This is a genomic window from Novosphingobium sp. BL-S-21 (assembly GCF_055521655.1).
Window position 1 is genome coordinate 2,049,709 of the sequence record NZ_CM145496.1, and the last position, 16,558, is coordinate 2,066,266.

Sequence of the window (16,558 nt, forward strand, 5' to 3'; positions counted from 1 at the left end):
ATTGAATCGGTTCAACGGGGAGGAAAACCGGGATCCGAGTTGTCACCGGACTAGTCCCGTGGTTTATGCCGGGAGATATCCACAAGCCGCCGGGAGGTCTGGCGGCTCCCTCGCGAAAGACTCTGGAAAAGCCTCGAATGGCGCGATTTCATCTCCACCTGCTCTCGGATTCCACTGGCGAAACGCTGGAAATGATAGCCAAGGCCGCCCTCGCCCAGTTCGACGATTCAGACGTCCTGCGGCACTTCTGGCCGATGGTGCGATCCCAGCAGCACCTCGACCGGATCATGGGCGAAATCGCCGCCAATCCCGGACTCGTCTTCTTCACTCTCGTGAACGAGGAAACGCGCGGCAGGCTGGAAGAGCGTTGCCAGCAGCTCGGGCTGCCGGCGATTGCCGTGCTCGACGGTGTCACCGATGCCCTGGAAGCCCTGCTCGGCCAGGAGGCCAAGGGGCGTCCGGGCCGGCAGCACCGCCTGGACGACGCCTATTTCGCGCGCGTCGATGCGATTCAGTTCACTATCGCTCATGACGACGGCATTGCCTGGGAGGACTGGGAAGAGTCCGATATCGTCCTGGCGGGAGTCTCGCGCACCAGCAAGACGCCGACATCGATCTACCTCGCCAACCGCGGGTACAAAGTGGCGAACATCCCCATCGTGGTGGAAAGCCCGCCCCCGCCGCTGCTGTTCGGCCTCAAGCGACCGCTGGTCGTGGGCCTGACCACCGCGCCGGAGCGCCTGATTCAGATTCGCCGCAACCGTCTGCTCTCCCTCAGCCAGTCGCCGGACACCGATTACGTGAAGTCCGATAGGGTGGAGAACGAGCTGAAATACGCGCGCCGCATGTTCGCGGACAATTCCTGGCCGGTGATCGACGTGACGCGTCGCTCGATCGAGGAAACGGCCGCGGCGATCATCAATCTCTATAACGAGCGCAAGGCCGAAGGAACGCAAGGTCCGGTCGGCCCCAAGCCGATCTGACTTCACGGGAAATCGATATGATCGTCCTGGCATCTCAAAGCGCGTCGCGGCGTGCCATGCTCGAAGCCGCAGCCATTCCGTTTCGCGCGCAGCCCGCGCACGTCGACGAGCGCGCCATCGAGGCTGGGCTTTCCGGCAGGCCGCCCGCCGAGATCGCCCTGCAACTGGCGCGGGCCAAGGCGCTGGCGGTATCCGATCAGGCGCCTGGAGAACTGGTGCTCGGCAGTGACTCGCTGGTCGAGTGCGCTGGCCGCCGTTTCGACAAGCCCGCCGATCGCGCGGCCGCCGCCGAACATCTGCGCTTCTTCTCCGGCAAAGTGATGAATCTCCACAGCGCCGCCGCCCTCGTGCGCGACGGCGAGGTATTGTGGGCCGAAGACGCCGTGGCCTCGCTCCATGTCACGACGCTTTCCGAAGCATTCATTGCCGACTATCTCGATGCCGAATGGCCCGAAGTGGCGGGCTGCGTCGGCGTTTTTCGTATCGAAGCCCGGGGCGTGCAGCTGTTCGAGAAGATCGACGGCGACTATTTCACCATTCTCGGCATGCCGCTGCTCAAAGTGCAGGCGGCGCTGCGCCGTCTCGGAGAAATCGCGCAATGACTCTGCCTTATGCCGAAGTGATCGGCGATCCGATCGGACAATCCAGGTCCCCGGTGATTCACGGGTTCTGGCTGGAGAAGCTCGGCCTTGAGGGTCGCTACGACCGGCATCTCGTTCCGGTTGAAGGCCTGGCCGGCTATCTCGACGAACGCCGCGGCGACGCCGCCTGGCGGGGTTGCAACGTCACGATGCCGCACAAGCTGGCAATCGTGCCCCTGCTCGACAGGCTGGATCCGCTGGCGGCCAAAATCGGCGCCGTGAACACGGTGGTGCGCGAGGCGGATGGCTCGCTGACGGGCTACAACACCGACGCTCCGGGCTTTCTGGAGCCGCTGCAGCCCTTGCTCGACCAGACTCACTTGTTCCGTATGGCGCGCGTGCTGGGTACCGGCGGCGCTGCGCGGGCGATCGTCGCGGCCCTGGCGGAGCGCGGCTTCGTGATCGTGCTGGCCGGTCGCGATCCCGCCAAGGCGCGGGCCATGCTGGACGAGCTGACCGCGCAGAAGGACCATCACGCCATCGACCTGGCGCATTTCGCCGAGCCTACCGATTTCGCCTTCGACGACCGTGAGCACTGCCTCGACATCATCGTCAATGCGAGTCCGCTGGGCATGGCCGGGCAGCCGCCCCTCCCCTTCGATTTCAGCCATGCGCCGCCGCGCAGCGTGGCCTATGACATCGTCACCAGTCCGCTGGAGACGCCGTTCCTTCAGGATGCCCGCAAGGCGGGACTGGAAACGGTCGACGGCCTGGCGATGCTGATCGGCCAGGCCGACGTCGCCTTCACGCGTTTCTTCGGGGTGAAGCCGCCCCGCGAGCATGACGAGGAACTGCGCGCGCGGCTTTTGGCATGAATCGCGCCGCGGCCCCGAAGATCCTGGGCCTCACCGGCTCGATCGGCATGGGCAAGTCCACCGTGGCCGGGATGTTCCGCGCTCTCGGCGTGCCGGTCTTCGATGCGGATGCCGCCGTTCACGAATTGCAGGGCCCGGGCGGGTTGCTGGTCGCGGCGATCGAGGCGGCCTTTCCGGGCACCACCGGCCCGGAGGGAGTCATTCGCCAGAAGCTGGGCGCGGCCGTGTTCGGAGACAAGGCGGAACTGGCGCGACTCGAGGGCATCGTCCACCCCGCCGTCGCGGAGGCGCGGCGCCGCTTCATGGCGACGCATGGCAGCGCGCCGCTGGTCGTTTTCGACATACCCCTGCTTTACGAAAAAACGGGCGATCGCGGGCTGGACGGGGTGGTGGTGGTCTCCGCTCCGGCAGAGGCCCAGCGTGCCCGCGTGCTCGCGCGGCCGGGCATGACGGCGGAGAAATTCCAGCAGATACTGACCCTTCAGGTTCCGGACGCGGAAAAGCGCGCGCGCGCCGATTTCGTCATCGATACCGGGACCACACTGGAGGAAACCCGCCGGCAGGTAAGCCGCATCGTGGATGCGCTGGCCGGGTCAGAATAATCGCCTCAGGGCCTTGCGAAGTGGGCCGGGCAGGCAGATATGGAGAGGGATGAGAGAGATCATCTTCGACACCGAGACTACAGGTTTCGACCCCAGGAACGGGGACCGGATGGTGGAGATCGGCTGCATCGAGATGGTCAACCGGGTGCCCACCGGCCAAACCTACCACGCCTATTTCAACCCCGAACGTACGATGCCCGCCGAAGCCGAAGCGGTGCACGGCCTGTCCGATGCCTTCCTGGCCGACAAGCCCCTGTTCGGCAGCTGCGCCCAGGCCTTCGTGGACTTCATCGGCGATGCGCCGATGATCGCGCACAATGCGGGGTTCGACTTCAACTTCATCAATTTCGAACTCGCCAAGTGCGGCTTTGCCGAAGTCTGCCTGACGCGGATGGTCGATACCGTGGCGCTCGCCAAAGTGCGGCATCCCGGCGCCAAGCTGTCTCTGGACGCGCTTTGCACGCGCTACGGAATTGATCGAAGTCATCGTACCAAGCACGGCGCCTTGCTAGACGCCGAGCTGCTCGCGCAGGTCTATGTGGAGCTGAGGGGCGGTCGCCAGATCGGCCTGGAGCTTCTCGCGGAAACCGCCGAAATCACGACGGAGGCGCGCATTCTCATTCGAAAGGATCGCCCGTTTCGTCAGCCGCGTCCCCACGCGGCTACCGACGAGGAACTTCTTGTTCACGCAGAGTTTCTCAAGTCGGTCGATGCCCCGCTCTGGGGCGCCTGATTCACAGCAGAGGAGTAATCGCCCATGGACATCCGCGTTTCCGGCCATCAGGTCGACACCGGTGAAGCCCTCCAGAACCACGCCAGCGAGCGACTGACGGCGATCATAGACAAGTACTTCAGCCGAGCGCTGTCGTCCCAGGTCACCTTCGGACGCGCCCCGGCCGGCGCTTTCCGCTGCGATATCGTGATGCATGTGATGCAGAACCTGGTGCTGAAGGGCACCGGCATGGCACAGGACGCCCATATCGCCTGCGACCAGGCCGCCGAAAAGATCGACAAGCAGCTGCGCCGTTACAAGCGCCGGATCAAGGATCGCCACGAACAGTCGGCTCATGCCGTCGCGGTGGAAGAAGCCGCCTACACGATCTTCGAAGAACGCGCGAACGAGCAGGAAGAAGAGCAGGAAATCGACGCACCTGTCGTGATTGCGGAAACCCGTGTGGACGTTCCCGAGGCCACCGTTTCGGACGCGGTCATGATGCTCGACTTGCGCAACACCACGGCGCTGCTGTTCAAAAACGCTGGCACGGGGCGCCATAATATGGTTTACCGCCGCGGCGACGGTTCGATTGGCTGGGTCGAGCCGCACTGACGCCGACCGTAGCGCCGAATAGGCGTCTATACTTCTTTTCGAAGGACAAAGCATAACCCCCGGTTTTCCGGGGGTTATGGACGTTTAGTCCTAGGTAACCCATCTTGGGCCAGAACCAGAAACGCAGATGAGCAGTCTTTTTACCCTGTTGCCAGATGCCGTCGTGACTTCCAGCGCAGACAGCAAGCCCGTGATTCTCGGCCGACTCGCCGACCTTTTCGCCGAGGTTTACCACCTCGATCGCGAAGTCGTGCTTGCGCGCATTATCGAGCGCGAGGAACTGGGCAGCACGGGCTTCGGCCGCCGCATCGCCATACCGCATGCCCGCATGTCCGGTCTTGGGCGGCCCGTGGCCGTCGTGCTGCGGCTGGACGCCCCCGTGGAATTTGAATCCGCGGATGGCGTGCCGGTCGATCTGGTGTTCGGCCTGCTTTCGCCCGAGAATGCCGGCGCCACTCACCTTCACGCCCTGGCCGCGATCTCGCGCATGATGCGCGATGAACGCATGCATTCCGCGCTGATCGATGCGCCCGGCCCCGAGGCGCTCTACAGCCTGCTCAGCAACGTCATCGATCGCGATGCCGCCTGAAACTTCGGACTCCGGCGCTCCGGACATGTCCGGCGCCGGCCTGCACTGGCGTGCGCTGGAAGGCCTCTATGCTTCGGCGCCGATCAACCAGATGTTCCGCTCCCGCCTCGATATCGTCGGCGAGGGGCATTCCCGCATCACTTTCGATGTGGAGCCGGACAGTTTCCACGCCGCCGGCGCGGCGCATGGGACGATCTATTTCAAGATGCTGGACGATGCGGCGTTCTATGCCGCCAACACGCTCGTCACCGATCGCTTCCTGCTCACCACTTCGTTCAACCTGCTGCTGAGCAAACCGATCAAGGGCGGCACCATCGTGGCCGAAGGTCGCTGGGTCAGCGGCCGCCGCCGCGTGCTGGTGGCGGAATCGCGCCTGGTGGATGAAGAGGGCGACGAAGTGGGCCGCGGCACCGGCACGTTCATGCGCTCGCGCATCGCGCTTTCCGGCCTGCCCGGTTACGTCGTCCCGACTGGCGCCTTCCCGACCGGTACGGCCTGACATGGACGACCGCCTGCCCGCCCATCTGGAAGTCTCCGGCCTCATACGCGCAGTGGAAGCGGAAGGCGGATTCGGCATGGTTCTCAGCAAAGGTGAGCGCGACGCCGGGACGATCATGCTCGTCCTGCTCGAGAATGGAGGCAGTGCTCGGGCCTATGAACGCATGCCGGGCCTGGATGGCACGCGCGCCTGGCATTGCACCCGCCGCCAGGAGGAATCGGCAGATTTCGGCGAATCGCTAACGGCGAGAATCGCGTTCTCGGACTATGTGGAGAGACGCGGCACTCAGGACCCCGACCTTTGGGTCGTGGAACTGGATGTCGCGAAGCCCGAACGCTTCATCGGGCTTGGTGTATAACCGGGTTGACTTGCACGGCATGCAAGTTAATGGCCTCTTCGCAGACGCGGATGCGGCTCGGGTAGCATTTCGGCCAACCCGGCTAGCACGCAGACGGGGAATCGTCGGCAGGATCGTTGGAAGGTGAACGCCTCTAAGAGGCATTCCGTTCCCGCCTGCGTCGGATTGGTTCACCGCCCTTGATCTAAAGTTGATGCGAAGCAAAGTTCAGTGGGCAAGCGCAGTGGCGCTGGCCGCTACGATATTGACCACCCTATTCGGCGCACAGGGTTCGGGCGCCGCGGCTCTGGCACCAGTCCTGGTCCAGGCCCAATCGAACCTCGATCCGATCTTCGTCTCGAAGCCGGTCGTCCAGTCCCTCCCCTCGGAAGACGGGGTAGACGCGACGGATGACGACAGTGCAGCAGGCGCAGAAGATCAGGACGCTTCGCAGGACAACCCGGTCGATGCAGACACGCTGGCGCAGCTTGTTGCCCAGCAATCCGTACCTGGCCGTCTGAGCAGCGAAATGCGCTGCCTGGCCAGCGCGATCTACTTCGAATCGCGCGGTGAAACTCTGGAAGGCCAGCTGGCTGTTGGCCGCGTGATCATCAACCGCGCGGAATCGGGTCGCTTCCCGGCCAGCTACTGCGGCGTCGTCTACCAGCCGGCGCAGTTCTCTTTCATCCAGGGCAAGAAGATGCCCAAGGTGCGCGAACAGTCGAGCGGCTGGCGCGAAGCCGTGGCCGTCGCCAAGATCGCCATGGAAAAGAGCTGGAAGAGCCCGGTCAAGGGCGCGCTGTTCTTCCACGCCACGCGCGTGGAACCGAACTGGCGCCTGACGCGCCTGGCCCGCGTGGACAATCACATCTTCTACCGTTGATCCGGCGGTGATCGGTATGGGGGCGCGCTGCAGCCTCTGTAGCGGGACATGAGAAGGGGAGCGAAATCGGTGCGCCATGCACCGCTTTCGCTCCCCTTTCTCGTGCCGTCATCGGGCCCGCCGGAATCAGTCCCTCAAATGGACCCAGACCGGGGTATGGTCGCTGGCCTTCTCGCGGCCGCGGTAGGCCTTGTCGACACCGCAGGCCACGAGCCTGTCCGCCAGCTCGGGCGAGAGCAGTGCATGATCGATGCGGAAGCCATGGTCGCGCTGCCAGGCACCGGCCTGATAGTCCCAGAAGGTCCAGACGCCGCCGCGCGGGTTGTGAGTGGCGATCGCGTCGGTCCAGCCGTCTCCGAGCAGGCGGAAATAGGCATCGCGCGATTCCGGCTGCATCAGGGCATCGGCCGCCATGGCCGGCGGCGACCAGACATCGCAATCGGTGGGGATGACGTTGAAATCGCCGGTGACGATGGCGGGAACTTCCTCCGCCTTGATCGCGTCCATGCGGCGGCGGAGGCGATCCATCCAGCGCAACTTGTAGTCGAACTTGGGGCCGGGCACCGGATTACCATTGGGCAGGTAGATGCAGACGACGCGCATTCCGAAGACGTCCGCCTCCAGATAGCGCGAATGCTCGTCCTCAGGCTCCCCTTCGAGGCCGCGCTGCACTTCCACCGGCATCTCGCCGTCGGCAAGGATGGCCACGCCGTTGAAGCCCTTCTGGCCGTGCCAGATGCCCTTGTAGCCGATCTTCTCGAACTCGGCGATCGGGAAGCCTTCGTCCTGGCTCTTGATCTCCTGCAGGCAGGCGACGGCCGGGCGCGTCTCTTCCAGCCATTCGAGCAGGCGGGGCAGGCGCGCCTTGACCCCGTTGATGTTGAACGTGGCGATCTTCCTCATACCGAGAAGCTCGATCCGCATCCGCATCCGGCCGCAGCCTGGGGGTTCTCCACCTTGAAGGCCGCACCGCCAAGAGATTCCACGTAGTCGACCACGCAGCCGCTCACGAGATCGAGGCTCATCGAGTCCACGACCAGACGCACGCCGTCCGTTTCCGCGACGGTATCATCCGCCTCGGGCGCCTCGGCGAGGCCGAACTTGTATTGGAAGCCGGAGCAGCCGCCGCCTTCGACCGAGAGACGAAGAATCGCGGGCTTGCCCTGCTTTTCGGCAATCGCGGCAACGCGCGAGGCCGCCGAGGGGCTGAGAGTGACGGTTTGCTGGTCCATGTCCGCGATGTAGGCTTCCCCGCCCCCCGCGGCAAGGCGCGGAGGGCAGAGGAATCCTGTCCGGCTTGGTAGGGCGATTGCGCCGGGAAGCCTGTGCGGCGGCGCGTCGCCATGCGGCACCGCCCGCGCACTCTGGCGGATCGTTCTGACGGCCTCGCGCGGCCGGAAGGGAGTGCCCGAAGGGAGGCCGGAGCCGGTTCAGGCCATCTGGATATAGTCGCGCATGGCGGCGGCTTCGGATTCCACCTTTTCCAGTCGGTACTTCACGATGTCGCCGATCGATACGAAAGCGACCATGCGATCGCCGACGGTCACCGGCAGGTGGCGAATGCGCCGCCGCGTCATCAACGCCAGCGCCGCCAAGGCCGAGGCGGATGGATCCACCGTGACGGGCGGAGAGGTCATGACTTCGCTGACCTGCATGCCCAGCACGCTCGGCCCGAATTCGCGCAGGCGGTAGATCACGTCGCGCTCGGAAAAGATCCCGACGAGGCTGTCGCCTTCGAAGATCGGCAGTGCGCCGATGCGGCGATCGGCCAGAAGGGACGCCGCCTCGCTGACGGTGCAATCGGCCTGGCAGGTGATAACGGCCTCCCGGCCGGCGATGATCCGCTCGATCGTCATCGTTTCAATCTCCCGTAATCGGGTCCTCGACCCGCTCCTCGCACGCCCTCTGTCGGGGCTTGTTCCAGGGAGAGTAACACAGGCCCGGCACCGCCACGAGTCCCTTGCGAGCCGGCGCGCGAAGGCGCACATGGGCCGGATGATACCGCGCTCGCCCCTGGATGACCCCGAAAAGGCCGCCCACGCCTGGGCGCGCTATCGCCGCATCATGCGCTATATGCTGACAGTGACGGTGGCTCTGGTGATCGCTTCGGTGATTCTGCTCTACCGTTCCAACGGGATGGTCTCGGTGCACTTCTACATCGCCGCGGCACTGGGCATCGGCTTCACCATGCTGCTGGCGTCCGCGCTGATGGGCCTGGTGTTCCTGTCCAGCGGCACCGGCCATGACGAGGCGGTCGTCGATCCGCTGGACGACGATCACCGGTTCTGAATTTTCGGCTGCGGAACGCCAGGCGCCGGACGAATCAGGTCGCGGCAGGTCTCAGCCGGAATTCCTCGACCGGGAGGCCGCCGATCAGGTGCTCCTGGATGATCCGCTCCAGCACATCCTCGGTGCAGGAGTGGTACCACACACCGTCCGGCCAGACGACGGCGACCGGACCGGCGAAACAGATGCGCAGGCAGTCGGCCTTGGTCCGGGCGACGCCGCCGCCGTCCTGACGCAGGGGGCCGTCGAGCCCGAGCTGCTTGAGCCGCTTCTTCAGGTATTTCCATGAGGCCGCGCCCTGCTGCGGCGCGCAGCACTCGCCCTTCTGGGGTTCGGCGCAGATGAAGATGTGCCGCTGGATTCCGTCGCCTCCGGCTTTCGCCAGTGCATCGGCGGCGCGCGCGATGTCTTCGGCGGTGGCGCTCATGCGCGGAACATCCATTGCCGGGCGCTTTCCAGATAGGCTTCGGTCAGCGGCGCAGGGCCGCTTGGACCGACCATGACGATTACGGTGCGGGCGAAAACCACGGGCTTGCCGTCCTGCATCACCACCTGAAGCACGGTCTGGCTAGTCCGTCCCATGCGTTCCACCGCGCCGTGCACGGTGACCGCCTCCGGATAGTGAGTCTCGCCCAGGTAGTCGATGGCGATGCTGGCCACCATCGTCGAGAGCCCGGCGAGGTGCTCAAGGCCGCCCGCCGTGCGGAAGAAGCGCACGCGTGCGTCCTCCAGAATGCCGGCCATGGCGACGTTGTTGATGTGCATGTTCACGTCGAGATCGCCGAAACGCGGTTCGATCTGACAGGAGAACGGGTAGCGCGCGGCGTCTAGCAGCGCGGGATCGGGTTTAGCCATGTTCCGGGAAGTAGGAAGCGGCGGCCGGATGGTCCAGTGCGAACGTGCCGGCAGGCCGCCGGCCGATGTCTCACCGGCGGGGCGCTGTCAGCCCTTCTTGCCCACGATCCGGGCGATCTCGGCAGCGACGAGCCGCTCCACCATCGGCGGCAGGTTCTTGTCGAGCCATTCGGCAAGCGCCGGGCGCAGCAATTCGCGAGTCAGGGCTTCCAGCGAAGTCTCGCCCGAGCGGACGATCTGCGGCGGCACGCCGGGTTCCGAGATCATGGCCAACGCCGCCAGCGATTCGCGCATCGAATTGCGCTTCTCGTCATGAACCAGCGCGGGCTCGTCGGCAGGTTCGTCGGGCGCGAGCTGCGCGGTTTCCGCCAGATCGAGCACATCGTCATCCTCGTCCTCGAGCATGACCGCGCGCAGATCCTCCACCGAACGGCGGTGCCGCTCGGCCCGGGCATCAGACCGCGAATCGACACGCATGTCGCGGGCGATCACCTGCTTGATCGACTGGAGAATCTCCTCGACCGAAGGTTCACCGCTTTGACGCATGCCACTTTGCCCCTGCTCGCTGGTCCGGCTGCCTGCTTCAAAGGCCCACCGGACGCGACGAAAATCCTGCTCCGAATCGGAGCAGCCAATTACTGCTGCGGAATGTTCCCGTCCTGCACTTGCGTGTCAACGGTCCGGGTGGACTTGGCCACGGGTGCCGGATCGTTATCCCAGTCGAGAATCTTGCCCTTCACCCGGTCGTAATTGATCTCGGGATCGTAGAGAATTCCGCCGTCCAGGTTGAGATCGCGGGCCTCGGCCTTGCCCATGGCCGCCAGCAGGGTGAAGCCGGCGACGTAAGCGTTGCGCCGTGCCGTCACCAGGGTGACTTGGGCGTTCAGCAGTTCCTGCTCGGCATTGAGAATGTCGAGAATGGTGCGGTTGCCTACCGAATTCTCGGCGCGGACGCCTTCCAGGCTGAGCGAGGCGGCGTCTACCGCCACTTGCGAGGAGCGGATCAGGTCGTTCGAGGCATTCCACGAGGTGAAGGACGACCGCACCTGGGCGATCACGTCGCGTTCGGCGGCGATTTCCTGCTCCAGCGTGGCGGAGGCCGTGGCCTGGGCCTGGCGGCGCTGCGCGGCGGGCAATCCGCCCTGGAAGATCGGAATCGACAACTGTGCCCCGGCCTGCGCGGCGGTATCGTGCTGGGACACGCCGGAGCTGGGCACGCCGCGTGCCAGGGTGTTGAAGTAGTTGTTGTAGGTGCCCTGGCCGAACAGGCGCAGCGTCGGCAGGCGGCTGGCGCCGGCGACGTCGATGTCCTTTTCCGCAGCCTTGGTACGCTCTCGCGCGCCAATCAGATCGGGGTTGGAATCGAGGGCGATGGCGGAGGCTTCATCCGCATTGCCCGGAAGGTTCGGCAGGGGCGGCGGCGCCTCCAGAGCCTCGGGCGCATGGCCGACGAGGCGGATGTAAGTCTCCCGCGCGCCGGCCAGATTGGCTTCGGCGGTGCGCAAATCGCTCTGGGCGACGGCCAGGCGCGACTGCGACTGCGCCACGTCGGTGCGCGTGAGGTCGCCGATCTGGAAGCGGTCGCTGGTGGCCTGCAGGTTGGTCTGCAGAACGCTGACGTTCTTGCGGTTGAGCCCGACGATCGCCTCGGTGCGGATCACGTCCATATAGGCCGCCACCACTTGCGAGAAGATCGAGGCTTCCGTGGCGCGCAAGTCTGCCTGTCCGGCGTCGACGCGGATCTTCGCGGCCTTGATGCGGTTCTTCACCGCACCGCCCGAATAGATCGGCACGCCCAGGTCCGCCCCGGCATTGAAAGTGCGCGCAGGCGCGTTGAACGAATTCTCGCTCTGCTTCAGGAACTCCGTGTAGGTGCCGCTGACGCTGGCGTTCGGCCGCCCCTGGGCCTTGGCGATCGGCACGCCCTCATCCGTGGCGCGCTGCTGCGCGCGCGCGGATTCGAGCGTGGGATTGGTTTGATAGGCGGCAACAAGCGCATCGCGCAGGGTATCTGCCAGCGCCGGAGCGCCGGTCAGAGCCAGTGTCAGACATCCCCCCGCGAGCAGCCCGGCACGCTTTGCGAACCGGGCCACGTTCAGAAGCTCCAGTGTTTGGGAGCAGCGAATTCGGGAAGAACCGGAATCCCCATCTCGATCAGCGGCAGCAGCGAAACCGCGCCGGCAGCCTTCACGCCCGATGCAAGGCGCGTGACGCCGCGCACGACCAGACCGGTCACCACGCGGCCGCCGTCGACCACTTGCGCGGCGAGAGCGGCGGGCAGTTCCTCGATCGCACCGTCGATCACGACGAGCGAATAGCCGCCCTCACCCGCCAGAGCGGCGGCTTCGGCAGGGTCCACCACGGTCAGCGAACCGGCGAGCGGACGCAGCAGCGCAGCCAGATAGCCATTGGCTTCGCCCACGAGCAGGACCTTGTCGTCCTGCGTGGGAGCCGCTTCGGCCAGAATCTTGCCGTGAACGAGCGGAGCGGCCAGGAATCGGCCGTTTTCCAGCGCGATCGCGCGGTCGATATAGGCGGCGTCGCGCATGGCGGCCGGAACGAAGTTCTCGCGGGCGACGCGGGCCATTGCGGTGAGCACCCAGGGTTCGTTGACCCCGCTGGTGCGCAGCTGGCTGACGATCATCGCGTGGCGTGCTTCGGTGGCGGACCGATCCTCGGTCAGGGTCATTGCGGCCTATTCCTCATGCTGGAGCGGGAAAGGACGGCAGACGCCTGTACCCCGCAAATACGGACTTTATGCCGGGCCTTCTAAGCGAAGCGGCGATGCAGGCCAAGCAGTTTGAAATACCTTGGTCGATCAATCGTGACGCTTTGACGATGCCGTTCCCGAACATGCAACCCGCTGCGCGTGGAACACAAGAATCGCCGCGCGAAATGCGCTTTTGCGCAAATGTCAAAGCGGGTCTAAGGAGCGCGCAAAACCACGTGATCCGCAAAAAACGGGAGCGCCTAATCCATGACAGAAATGGTGACCATCCGCGAAGACGACCTGATCGACAGTGTCGCCGACGCACTTCAGTATATTAGCTACTTCCACCCGATGGACTACATCCGTGCGCTGGGCGACGCCTATGAGGCGGAACAAGGCCCCGCCGCCAAGGATGCCATCGCCCAGATCCTGACCAACAGCCGCATGTGCGCGGAAGGGCATCGCCCGATCTGCCAGGACACCGGCATCGTCAACGTCTTCATCGAGTGGGGCCAGAACTGCCGCCTCGAATCCGAGAAGTCGCTGCAGGAAGTGGTCGATGAAGGCGTGCGCCGCGCCTACAACAATGCCGAGAACAAGCTGCGCGCTTCGGTTCTGGCCGACCCCGCCTTCACCCGCCGCAACACCAAGGACAACACCCCTTCGGTGCTTTCGGTCAGCATGGTCCCCGGCTCTAAGGTCTCGGTGGACGTCGCGGCCAAGGGCGGCGGTTCGGAGAACAAGTCGAAGTTCAAGATGATGAATCCCAGCGATTCCATCGTCGACTGGGTGATCGAGATGCTGCCGCAGATGGGTGCCGGCTGGTGCCCGCCGGGCATGCTGGGCATCGGCATCGGCGGCACTGCGGAGCACTGCGTCAAGCTCGCGAAGCAGAGCCTGATGGAGCCGATCGACATGGCACAGCTTAAGGCACGCGGCCCGCAGAACGATATCGAGGCACTGCGCATCGAGATCTTCGACAAGGTGAATGCCCTCGGCATCGGCGCGCAGGGCCTTGGCGGCCTGGCCACCATCCTGGACGTCAAGATCATGGACTGGCCGTGCCACGCCGCCGGGAAGCCCGTCGCCATGATCCCCAACTGCGCCGCGACCCGCCACGCGCACTTCACGCTGGACGGTTCGGGCCCGAAGTACCTCGAAACCCCGAACCTCGACGAGTGGCCGCAGGTGGAATGGGCTCCCGATGCCGGCGCCATCCGCGTCGACCTCGACACCCTCACCCCCGAGACCGTCCAGAGCTGGAAGCAGGGCGACCGTCTGCTGCTGAACGGCAAGATGCTGACCGGCCGCGATGCCGCGCACAAGCGCATTGCCGACATGCTGGCCAAGGGTGAGGAACTGCCGGTCGATTTCAAGGGCCGCGTGATCTACTACGTCGGTCCCGTCGATCCGGTGCGTGAGGAAGTCGTCGGCCCCGCCGGTCCGACCACCGCGACCCGCATGGACAAGTTCTCGGACACCATGCTCGATCTTGGCCTGCTGGCCAGCATCGGCAAGTCGGAACGCGGCCCCGCCGCCACCGAATCCATCGCCAAGCACAAGTCGGCCTACCTGATGGCCGTCGGCGGCGCGGCCTACCTCGTCGCCCGCGCGATCAAGGACGCCAAGGTCGTCGGCTTCGCGGACCTCGGCATGGAGGCGATCTACGAATTCACCGTCAAGGACATGCCGGTGACCGTGGCGGTCGATTCCGAAGGCAAGAACGTCCACCAGCTGGCGCCGCTGGTGTGGAAGGAAAAGATCGCCAAGGAACACCTGCTTCCGGCGTGATCGAAGCCCGGTCCGGCGGCTTTTCCGTCGGACCGGACCTTCCCTCGGCGCCGCTTCGACGAATGTCGGTCGCGGCCCGATCAGGGAACTGGCGCGCGGGGGATTTTTTGCGCTATCCCCTGCAGATGACGACCCCCATGACGCCCGTCTCCACCCAGCCGCGTGTGCCTGCGCGGCTCGTCCTGCTTTCCCTTGCCGCCCTCTGGGCCTGTTACTTCGTCGTCGCCACGCTGCGCGGCGTCGCGATGGGCTACGACTTGTTCTGGCCGATGGTGTCGCGGCGGCTGACGATCTGCGTCCTGTCCATGCTGCTGATGGCGGCGGTCTGGCCGCTGCTGCAACTTCTGGATCGCCGCTCGGCCGGTACGCGCTTCGTGGTGGTGCTGGTCAGCGCGCTGCCGCTGGCGATCGCGCTCTCGCTCATCAACGATGCGATCTTTGCCGACATGAATTCGGACAAGGACGAGCAGTACCAGCACGATTCCGTCGACGGCCCCAGCAATGTGCGGATCAGCCGGGACGATGCGGGCAATATCCTGGTCGATCTTCCCAAGAGCATGTCGCCGAAATCGGAGACCAGCGAATCTCCCGTTGCCGAGGCCGGCGATGGTGAGCGCAAGTCTGAGACGACGAGCGAAACCCGTTCGGAAATCAGCGTCGATGCCGAGAAGATGTTCGGCCAGGCCTACGATCGCTGGGCGAACATGGCCGACACCGCCTTCGGCCGCTATTTCCTGGTGCTGGCCTGGGCGGCTCTCTATTTCGCGCTGGTCAAGGCGGAGGAAGCCCGCGCCGCGGAATGGCGCGAGGGCGAATATCGGCGGGCGGCGGCGGCGGCGGAGCTGCGATCGCTGCGCTATCAGGTCAATCCGCACTTCCTGTTCAACACGCTCAATTCGCTTTCCGCACTGGTCATGATCGGCAAGCAGGACGATGCTGAAAAGATGATCCAGAATCTTTCGACCTTCTATCGGCGAACACTTTCCGGGGATCCCACCAGCGATCTTGCACTTGTCGACGAAATCGAGATGCAGAAGCTCTATTTCGCAATAGAAGCGGTGCGGTTTCCGAATCGATTGTTAACGACGATTGATGTTGACGATTCCGTTCTTGGTGCAATGGTGCCCGGCATGATCCTGCAGCCGCTCGTAGAGAATTCGGTGAAGTATGCCGTTGCCGCCACCCAGCGGCCGGTGACGATCGCCGTTCGCGCGCGCCGCGATGACGACATGCTGGAGATCAGCGTGGTGGACGATGGGCCGGGATGCCCGGAAAACAGCGGCGGTTTCGGGATCGGCCTCGGCAATGTGCGGGATCGCCTGCGCGCCCGCTACGGCGCTGCGGCCACCATTGCGTTCGGCAAACGCCCCGAGGGCGGCTTTGCCACGGTCCTGAGAATGCCCCTGGAGGCTGGTTTTGCCTGACATTTCCCCTGAACTTACCGAGGCGGCGCCGCTTCGTGCGCTGATCGTCGACGACGAGCCGCTGGCGGTGGAACGCATGCAGGTGATCTGCTCGCGGATCGAGGGCGTCTCGGTGATCGGCACGGCCAGCGACGGCCAGGCCGCGCTGCGCCTGATCGACGCGCTGACGCCCGATCTCGTCCTGCTCGACCTGACCATGCCGGAAACCGACGGACTCACCGTGGCCCGGCGTCTCTCGGGCAAGCCCGATGCGCCAGCGGTGATCTTCGTGACCGCGCATGACGAGTTCGCGGTCGAGGCTTTCGACCTCGATGCCATCGACTATGTGCTCAAGCCCGTGGCGCCGGACCGGCTGGAGCGGGCCGTGGGCCGGGTGATGTCGCGGCGCGGAGACCAGCGCACGGCGCCGACCAGCCAGTGGCTGGAGGAATTCTGGGTGCCGCATCGCTCCGAACTGGTGCGCGTGCCGGCCGCCGACGTCGAGCGCATCGATGCCGAACGCGACTATGTGCGGCTGCATGTGCGGGGCCAGAGCTACCTTCTGCTCCAGACCATCACCAGCCTGGAGGAGCGGCTCGATCCCGAACGCTTCATCCGCATCCACCGCAGTTGCATCCTGCGCCGCGATCATGTCACCGGCCTTCGGCACGAAGGGCTGGGGGTATGGTCGGTGGAAACCGCCAGCGGCGATGCCTTGCGTATCGGCCGGACTTATCTGCCGACCGTAAAGAAAATGGCGGGCCGCTAGGGCCCGCCAGGTCGTATCCGGTTATTTTTTAAGGGACTTCGGGATAGGGTGTGGGGCGTCTCCAAGGT

General features: G+C 65.0%; 22 protein-coding genes. 14 read left to right on the plus strand and 8 right to left on the minus strand.

Annotated features, from left to right (window positions below; translation table 11 throughout):
* The first annotated feature begins 137 nt into the window (after positions 1-137).
* From ACZ1J6_RS18140 to ACZ1J6_RS18185, 10 genes are all read left to right on the plus strand, one after another.
* Positions 138-983, plus strand: coding sequence for a pyruvate, water dikinase regulatory protein (locus tag ACZ1J6_RS18140; RefSeq protein WP_132264292.1), 846 nt, complete (start codon positions 138-140; stop codon positions 981-983).
* A 17-nt stretch (positions 984-1,000) separates the two neighbouring features.
* Positions 1,001-1,585: a Maf family protein gene (locus ACZ1J6_RS18145; protein WP_465127684.1), complete on the plus strand. Its 585-nt coding sequence runs from the start codon at positions 1,001-1,003 to the stop codon at positions 1,583-1,585.
* Complete coding sequence (locus ACZ1J6_RS18150) at positions 1,582-2,439, plus strand: shikimate dehydrogenase family protein (protein ID WP_465127685.1); 858 nt, start codon at positions 1,582-1,584, stop codon at positions 2,437-2,439. Before ACZ1J6_RS18145 ends, ACZ1J6_RS18150 begins: the two co-directional genes overlap by 4 nt.
* Positions 2,436-3,041: a dephospho-CoA kinase gene (coaE, locus tag ACZ1J6_RS18155; RefSeq protein WP_465127686.1), complete on the plus strand. Its 606-nt coding sequence runs from the start codon at positions 2,436-2,438 to the stop codon at positions 3,039-3,041. Before ACZ1J6_RS18150 ends, coaE begins: the two co-directional genes overlap by 4 nt.
* A gap of 49 nt (positions 3,042-3,090) precedes the next feature.
* Positions 3,091-3,774 (plus strand): DNA polymerase III subunit epsilon, encoded by a 684-nt coding sequence (gene dnaQ / locus ACZ1J6_RS18160; protein ID WP_132264285.1) that lies wholly within the window; start codon positions 3,091-3,093, stop codon positions 3,772-3,774.
* Positions 3,775-3,798: 24 nt separating this feature from the next.
* Positions 3,799-4,368: a ribosome hibernation-promoting factor, HPF/YfiA family gene (hpf, locus tag ACZ1J6_RS18165; RefSeq protein WP_132264283.1), complete on the plus strand. Its 570-nt coding sequence runs from the start codon at positions 3,799-3,801 to the stop codon at positions 4,366-4,368.
* Between the two features lie 127 nt (positions 4,369-4,495).
* On the plus strand, positions 4,496-4,957 hold the full coding sequence (locus ACZ1J6_RS18170) for a PTS sugar transporter subunit IIA (RefSeq protein ID WP_132264281.1): 462 nt from the start codon (positions 4,496-4,498) through the stop codon (positions 4,955-4,957).
* A 25-nt stretch (positions 4,958-4,982) separates the two neighbouring features.
* A complete protein-coding gene (locus ACZ1J6_RS18175) occupies positions 4,983-5,456 on the plus strand; it encodes a PaaI family thioesterase (protein ID WP_465127687.1) in 474 nt (157 codons plus the stop codon).
* A gap of 1 nt (position 5,457) precedes the next feature.
* Positions 5,458-5,814: a DUF1491 family protein gene (locus ACZ1J6_RS18180; RefSeq protein WP_465127688.1), complete on the plus strand. Its 357-nt coding sequence runs from the start codon at positions 5,458-5,460 to the stop codon at positions 5,812-5,814.
* 193 nt (positions 5,815-6,007) lie between these two features.
* Positions 6,008-6,676, plus strand: coding sequence for a cell wall hydrolase (locus ACZ1J6_RS18185; protein WP_132264276.1), 669 nt, complete (start codon positions 6,008-6,010; stop codon positions 6,674-6,676).
* Positions 6,677-6,802: 126 nt separating this feature from the next.
* On the opposite strand, the gene xth is transcribed toward ACZ1J6_RS18185, so the two are convergent.
* The 3 genes from xth to ACZ1J6_RS18200 form a co-directional block, all read right to left on the minus strand.
* A complete protein-coding gene (xth, locus tag ACZ1J6_RS18190; protein ID WP_207912871.1) occupies positions 6,803-7,579 on the minus strand; it encodes an exodeoxyribonuclease III in 777 nt (258 codons plus the stop codon).
* Positions 7,576-7,908, minus strand: coding sequence for an iron-sulfur cluster insertion protein ErpA (gene erpA, locus ACZ1J6_RS18195; protein WP_132264273.1), 333 nt, complete (start codon positions 7,906-7,908; stop codon positions 7,576-7,578). The genes xth and erpA overlap by 4 nt, the downstream gene beginning before the upstream one ends.
* Positions 7,909-8,106: 198 nt before the next feature.
* Entirely contained in the window at positions 8,107-8,532 is a 426-nt protein-coding gene (locus ACZ1J6_RS18200; protein WP_134094835.1) for a CBS domain-containing protein, read from the minus strand.
* Between the two features lie 139 nt (positions 8,533-8,671).
* Here ACZ1J6_RS18200 and ACZ1J6_RS18205 point away from each other — a divergent pair, with 139 nt between their 5' ends.
* Complete coding sequence (locus tag ACZ1J6_RS18205; RefSeq protein ID WP_132265251.1) at positions 8,672-8,965, plus strand: hypothetical protein; 294 nt, start codon at positions 8,672-8,674, stop codon at positions 8,963-8,965.
* A 34-nt stretch (positions 8,966-8,999) separates the two neighbouring features.
* On the opposite strand, the gene ACZ1J6_RS18210 is transcribed toward ACZ1J6_RS18205, so the two are convergent.
* The 5 genes from ACZ1J6_RS18210 to ACZ1J6_RS18230 all read right to left on the minus strand — a co-directional run bounded on the left by ACZ1J6_RS18210 (position 9,000) and on the right by ACZ1J6_RS18230 (position 12,506).
* Positions 9,000-9,389 carry a (2Fe-2S) ferredoxin domain-containing protein gene (locus ACZ1J6_RS18210; RefSeq protein WP_442047045.1) on the minus strand — a complete coding sequence of 130 codons (390 nt, stop codon included), beginning with the start codon at positions 9,387-9,389 and terminating at the stop codon, positions 9,000-9,002.
* A complete protein-coding gene (locus ACZ1J6_RS18215; RefSeq protein WP_465127689.1) occupies positions 9,386-9,817 on the minus strand; it encodes an acyl-CoA thioesterase in 432 nt (143 codons plus the stop codon). Before ACZ1J6_RS18215 ends, ACZ1J6_RS18210 begins: the two co-directional genes overlap by 4 nt.
* 87 nt (positions 9,818-9,904) lie before the next feature.
* Positions 9,905-10,363 (minus strand): DUF2497 domain-containing protein, encoded by a 459-nt coding sequence (locus tag ACZ1J6_RS18220; protein ID WP_132264265.1) that lies wholly within the window; start codon positions 10,361-10,363, stop codon positions 9,905-9,907.
* Positions 10,364-10,452: 89 nt separating this feature from the next.
* Positions 10,453-11,910 carry a TolC family outer membrane protein gene (locus tag ACZ1J6_RS18225; RefSeq protein WP_132264263.1) on the minus strand — a complete coding sequence of 486 codons (1,458 nt, stop codon included), beginning with the start codon at positions 11,908-11,910 and terminating at the stop codon, positions 10,453-10,455.
* Positions 11,911-11,912: 2 nt separating this feature from the next.
* Positions 11,913-12,506 carry a protein-L-isoaspartate O-methyltransferase family protein gene (locus ACZ1J6_RS18230; protein WP_431568066.1) on the minus strand — a complete coding sequence of 198 codons (594 nt, stop codon included), beginning with the start codon at positions 12,504-12,506 and terminating at the stop codon, positions 11,913-11,915.
* Positions 12,507-12,794: 288 nt separating this feature from the next.
* Between ACZ1J6_RS18230 and ACZ1J6_RS18235 the strand changes: the two genes are divergently transcribed.
* From ACZ1J6_RS18235 to ACZ1J6_RS18245, 3 genes are all read left to right on the plus strand, one after another.
* Complete coding sequence (locus ACZ1J6_RS18235) at positions 12,795-14,318, plus strand: fumarate hydratase (RefSeq protein WP_465127690.1); 1,524 nt, start codon at positions 12,795-12,797, stop codon at positions 14,316-14,318.
* A gap of 137 nt (positions 14,319-14,455) precedes the next feature.
* Positions 14,456-15,742: a sensor histidine kinase gene (locus tag ACZ1J6_RS18240; protein WP_465128269.1), complete on the plus strand. Its 1,287-nt coding sequence runs from the start codon at positions 14,456-14,458 to the stop codon at positions 15,740-15,742.
* 76 nt (positions 15,743-15,818) lie between these two features.
* A complete protein-coding gene (locus ACZ1J6_RS18245) occupies positions 15,819-16,490 on the plus strand; it encodes a LytR/AlgR family response regulator transcription factor (RefSeq protein WP_243654173.1) in 672 nt (223 codons plus the stop codon).
* Positions 16,491-16,558: the final 68 nt, after the last annotated feature.

What these genes read in the sequence shown, in the direction of transcription:
- ACZ1J6_RS18220 (WP_132264265.1), bottom strand. Translation starts at nt 10,363, where the DNA reads ATGCGTCAAAGCGGTGAACCTTCGGTCGAGGAGATTCTCCAGTCGATC.
- ACZ1J6_RS18145 (WP_465127684.1), top strand. Translation starts at nt 1,001, where the DNA reads ATGATCGTCCTGGCATCTCAAAGCGCGTCGCGGCGTGCCATGCTCGAA.
- ACZ1J6_RS18140 (WP_132264292.1), top strand. Translation starts at nt 138, where the DNA reads ATGGCGCGATTTCATCTCCACCTGCTCTCGGATTCCACTGGCGAAACG.
- ACZ1J6_RS18175 (WP_465127687.1), top strand. Translation starts at nt 4,983, where the DNA reads ATGTCCGGCGCCGGCCTGCACTGGCGTGCGCTGGAAGGCCTCTATGCT.
- ACZ1J6_RS18245 (WP_243654173.1), top strand. Translation starts at nt 15,819, where the DNA reads ATGCAGGTGATCTGCTCGCGGATCGAGGGCGTCTCGGTGATCGGCACG.
- ACZ1J6_RS18240 (WP_465128269.1), top strand. Translation starts at nt 14,456, where the DNA reads ATGACGCCCGTCTCCACCCAGCCGCGTGTGCCTGCGCGGCTCGTCCTG.
- ACZ1J6_RS18230 (WP_431568066.1), bottom strand. Translation starts at nt 12,506, where the DNA reads ATGACCCTGACCGAGGATCGGTCCGCCACCGAAGCACGCCACGCGATG.
- ACZ1J6_RS18205 (WP_132265251.1), top strand. Translation starts at nt 8,672, where the DNA reads ATGATACCGCGCTCGCCCCTGGATGACCCCGAAAAGGCCGCCCACGCC.
- ACZ1J6_RS18210 (WP_442047045.1), bottom strand. Translation starts at nt 9,389, where the DNA reads ATGAGCGCCACCGCCGAAGACATCGCGCGCGCCGCCGATGCACTGGCG.
- ACZ1J6_RS18180 (WP_465127688.1), top strand. Translation starts at nt 5,458, where the DNA reads ATGGACGACCGCCTGCCCGCCCATCTGGAAGTCTCCGGCCTCATACGC.
- ACZ1J6_RS18200 (WP_134094835.1), bottom strand. Translation starts at nt 8,532, where the DNA reads ATGACGATCGAGCGGATCATCGCCGGCCGGGAGGCCGTTATCACCTGC.
- erpA (WP_132264273.1), bottom strand. Translation starts at nt 7,908, where the DNA reads ATGGACCAGCAAACCGTCACTCTCAGCCCCTCGGCGGCCTCGCGCGTT.
- coaE (WP_465127686.1), top strand. Translation starts at nt 2,436, where the DNA reads ATGAATCGCGCCGCGGCCCCGAAGATCCTGGGCCTCACCGGCTCGATC.
- ACZ1J6_RS18150 (WP_465127685.1), top strand. Translation starts at nt 1,582, where the DNA reads ATGACTCTGCCTTATGCCGAAGTGATCGGCGATCCGATCGGACAATCC.
- ACZ1J6_RS18185 (WP_132264276.1), top strand. Translation starts at nt 6,008, where the DNA reads ATGCGAAGCAAAGTTCAGTGGGCAAGCGCAGTGGCGCTGGCCGCTACG.
- xth (WP_207912871.1), bottom strand. Translation starts at nt 7,579, where the DNA reads ATGAGGAAGATCGCCACGTTCAACATCAACGGGGTCAAGGCGCGCCTG.
- ACZ1J6_RS18235 (WP_465127690.1), top strand. Translation starts at nt 12,795, where the DNA reads ATGACAGAAATGGTGACCATCCGCGAAGACGACCTGATCGACAGTGTC.
- hpf (WP_132264283.1), top strand. Translation starts at nt 3,799, where the DNA reads ATGGACATCCGCGTTTCCGGCCATCAGGTCGACACCGGTGAAGCCCTC.
- ACZ1J6_RS18215 (WP_465127689.1), bottom strand. Translation starts at nt 9,817, where the DNA reads ATGGCTAAACCCGATCCCGCGCTGCTAGACGCCGCGCGCTACCCGTTC.
- ACZ1J6_RS18170 (WP_132264281.1), top strand. Translation starts at nt 4,496, where the DNA reads ATGAGCAGTCTTTTTACCCTGTTGCCAGATGCCGTCGTGACTTCCAGC.
- dnaQ (WP_132264285.1), top strand. Translation starts at nt 3,091, where the DNA reads ATGAGAGAGATCATCTTCGACACCGAGACTACAGGTTTCGACCCCAGG.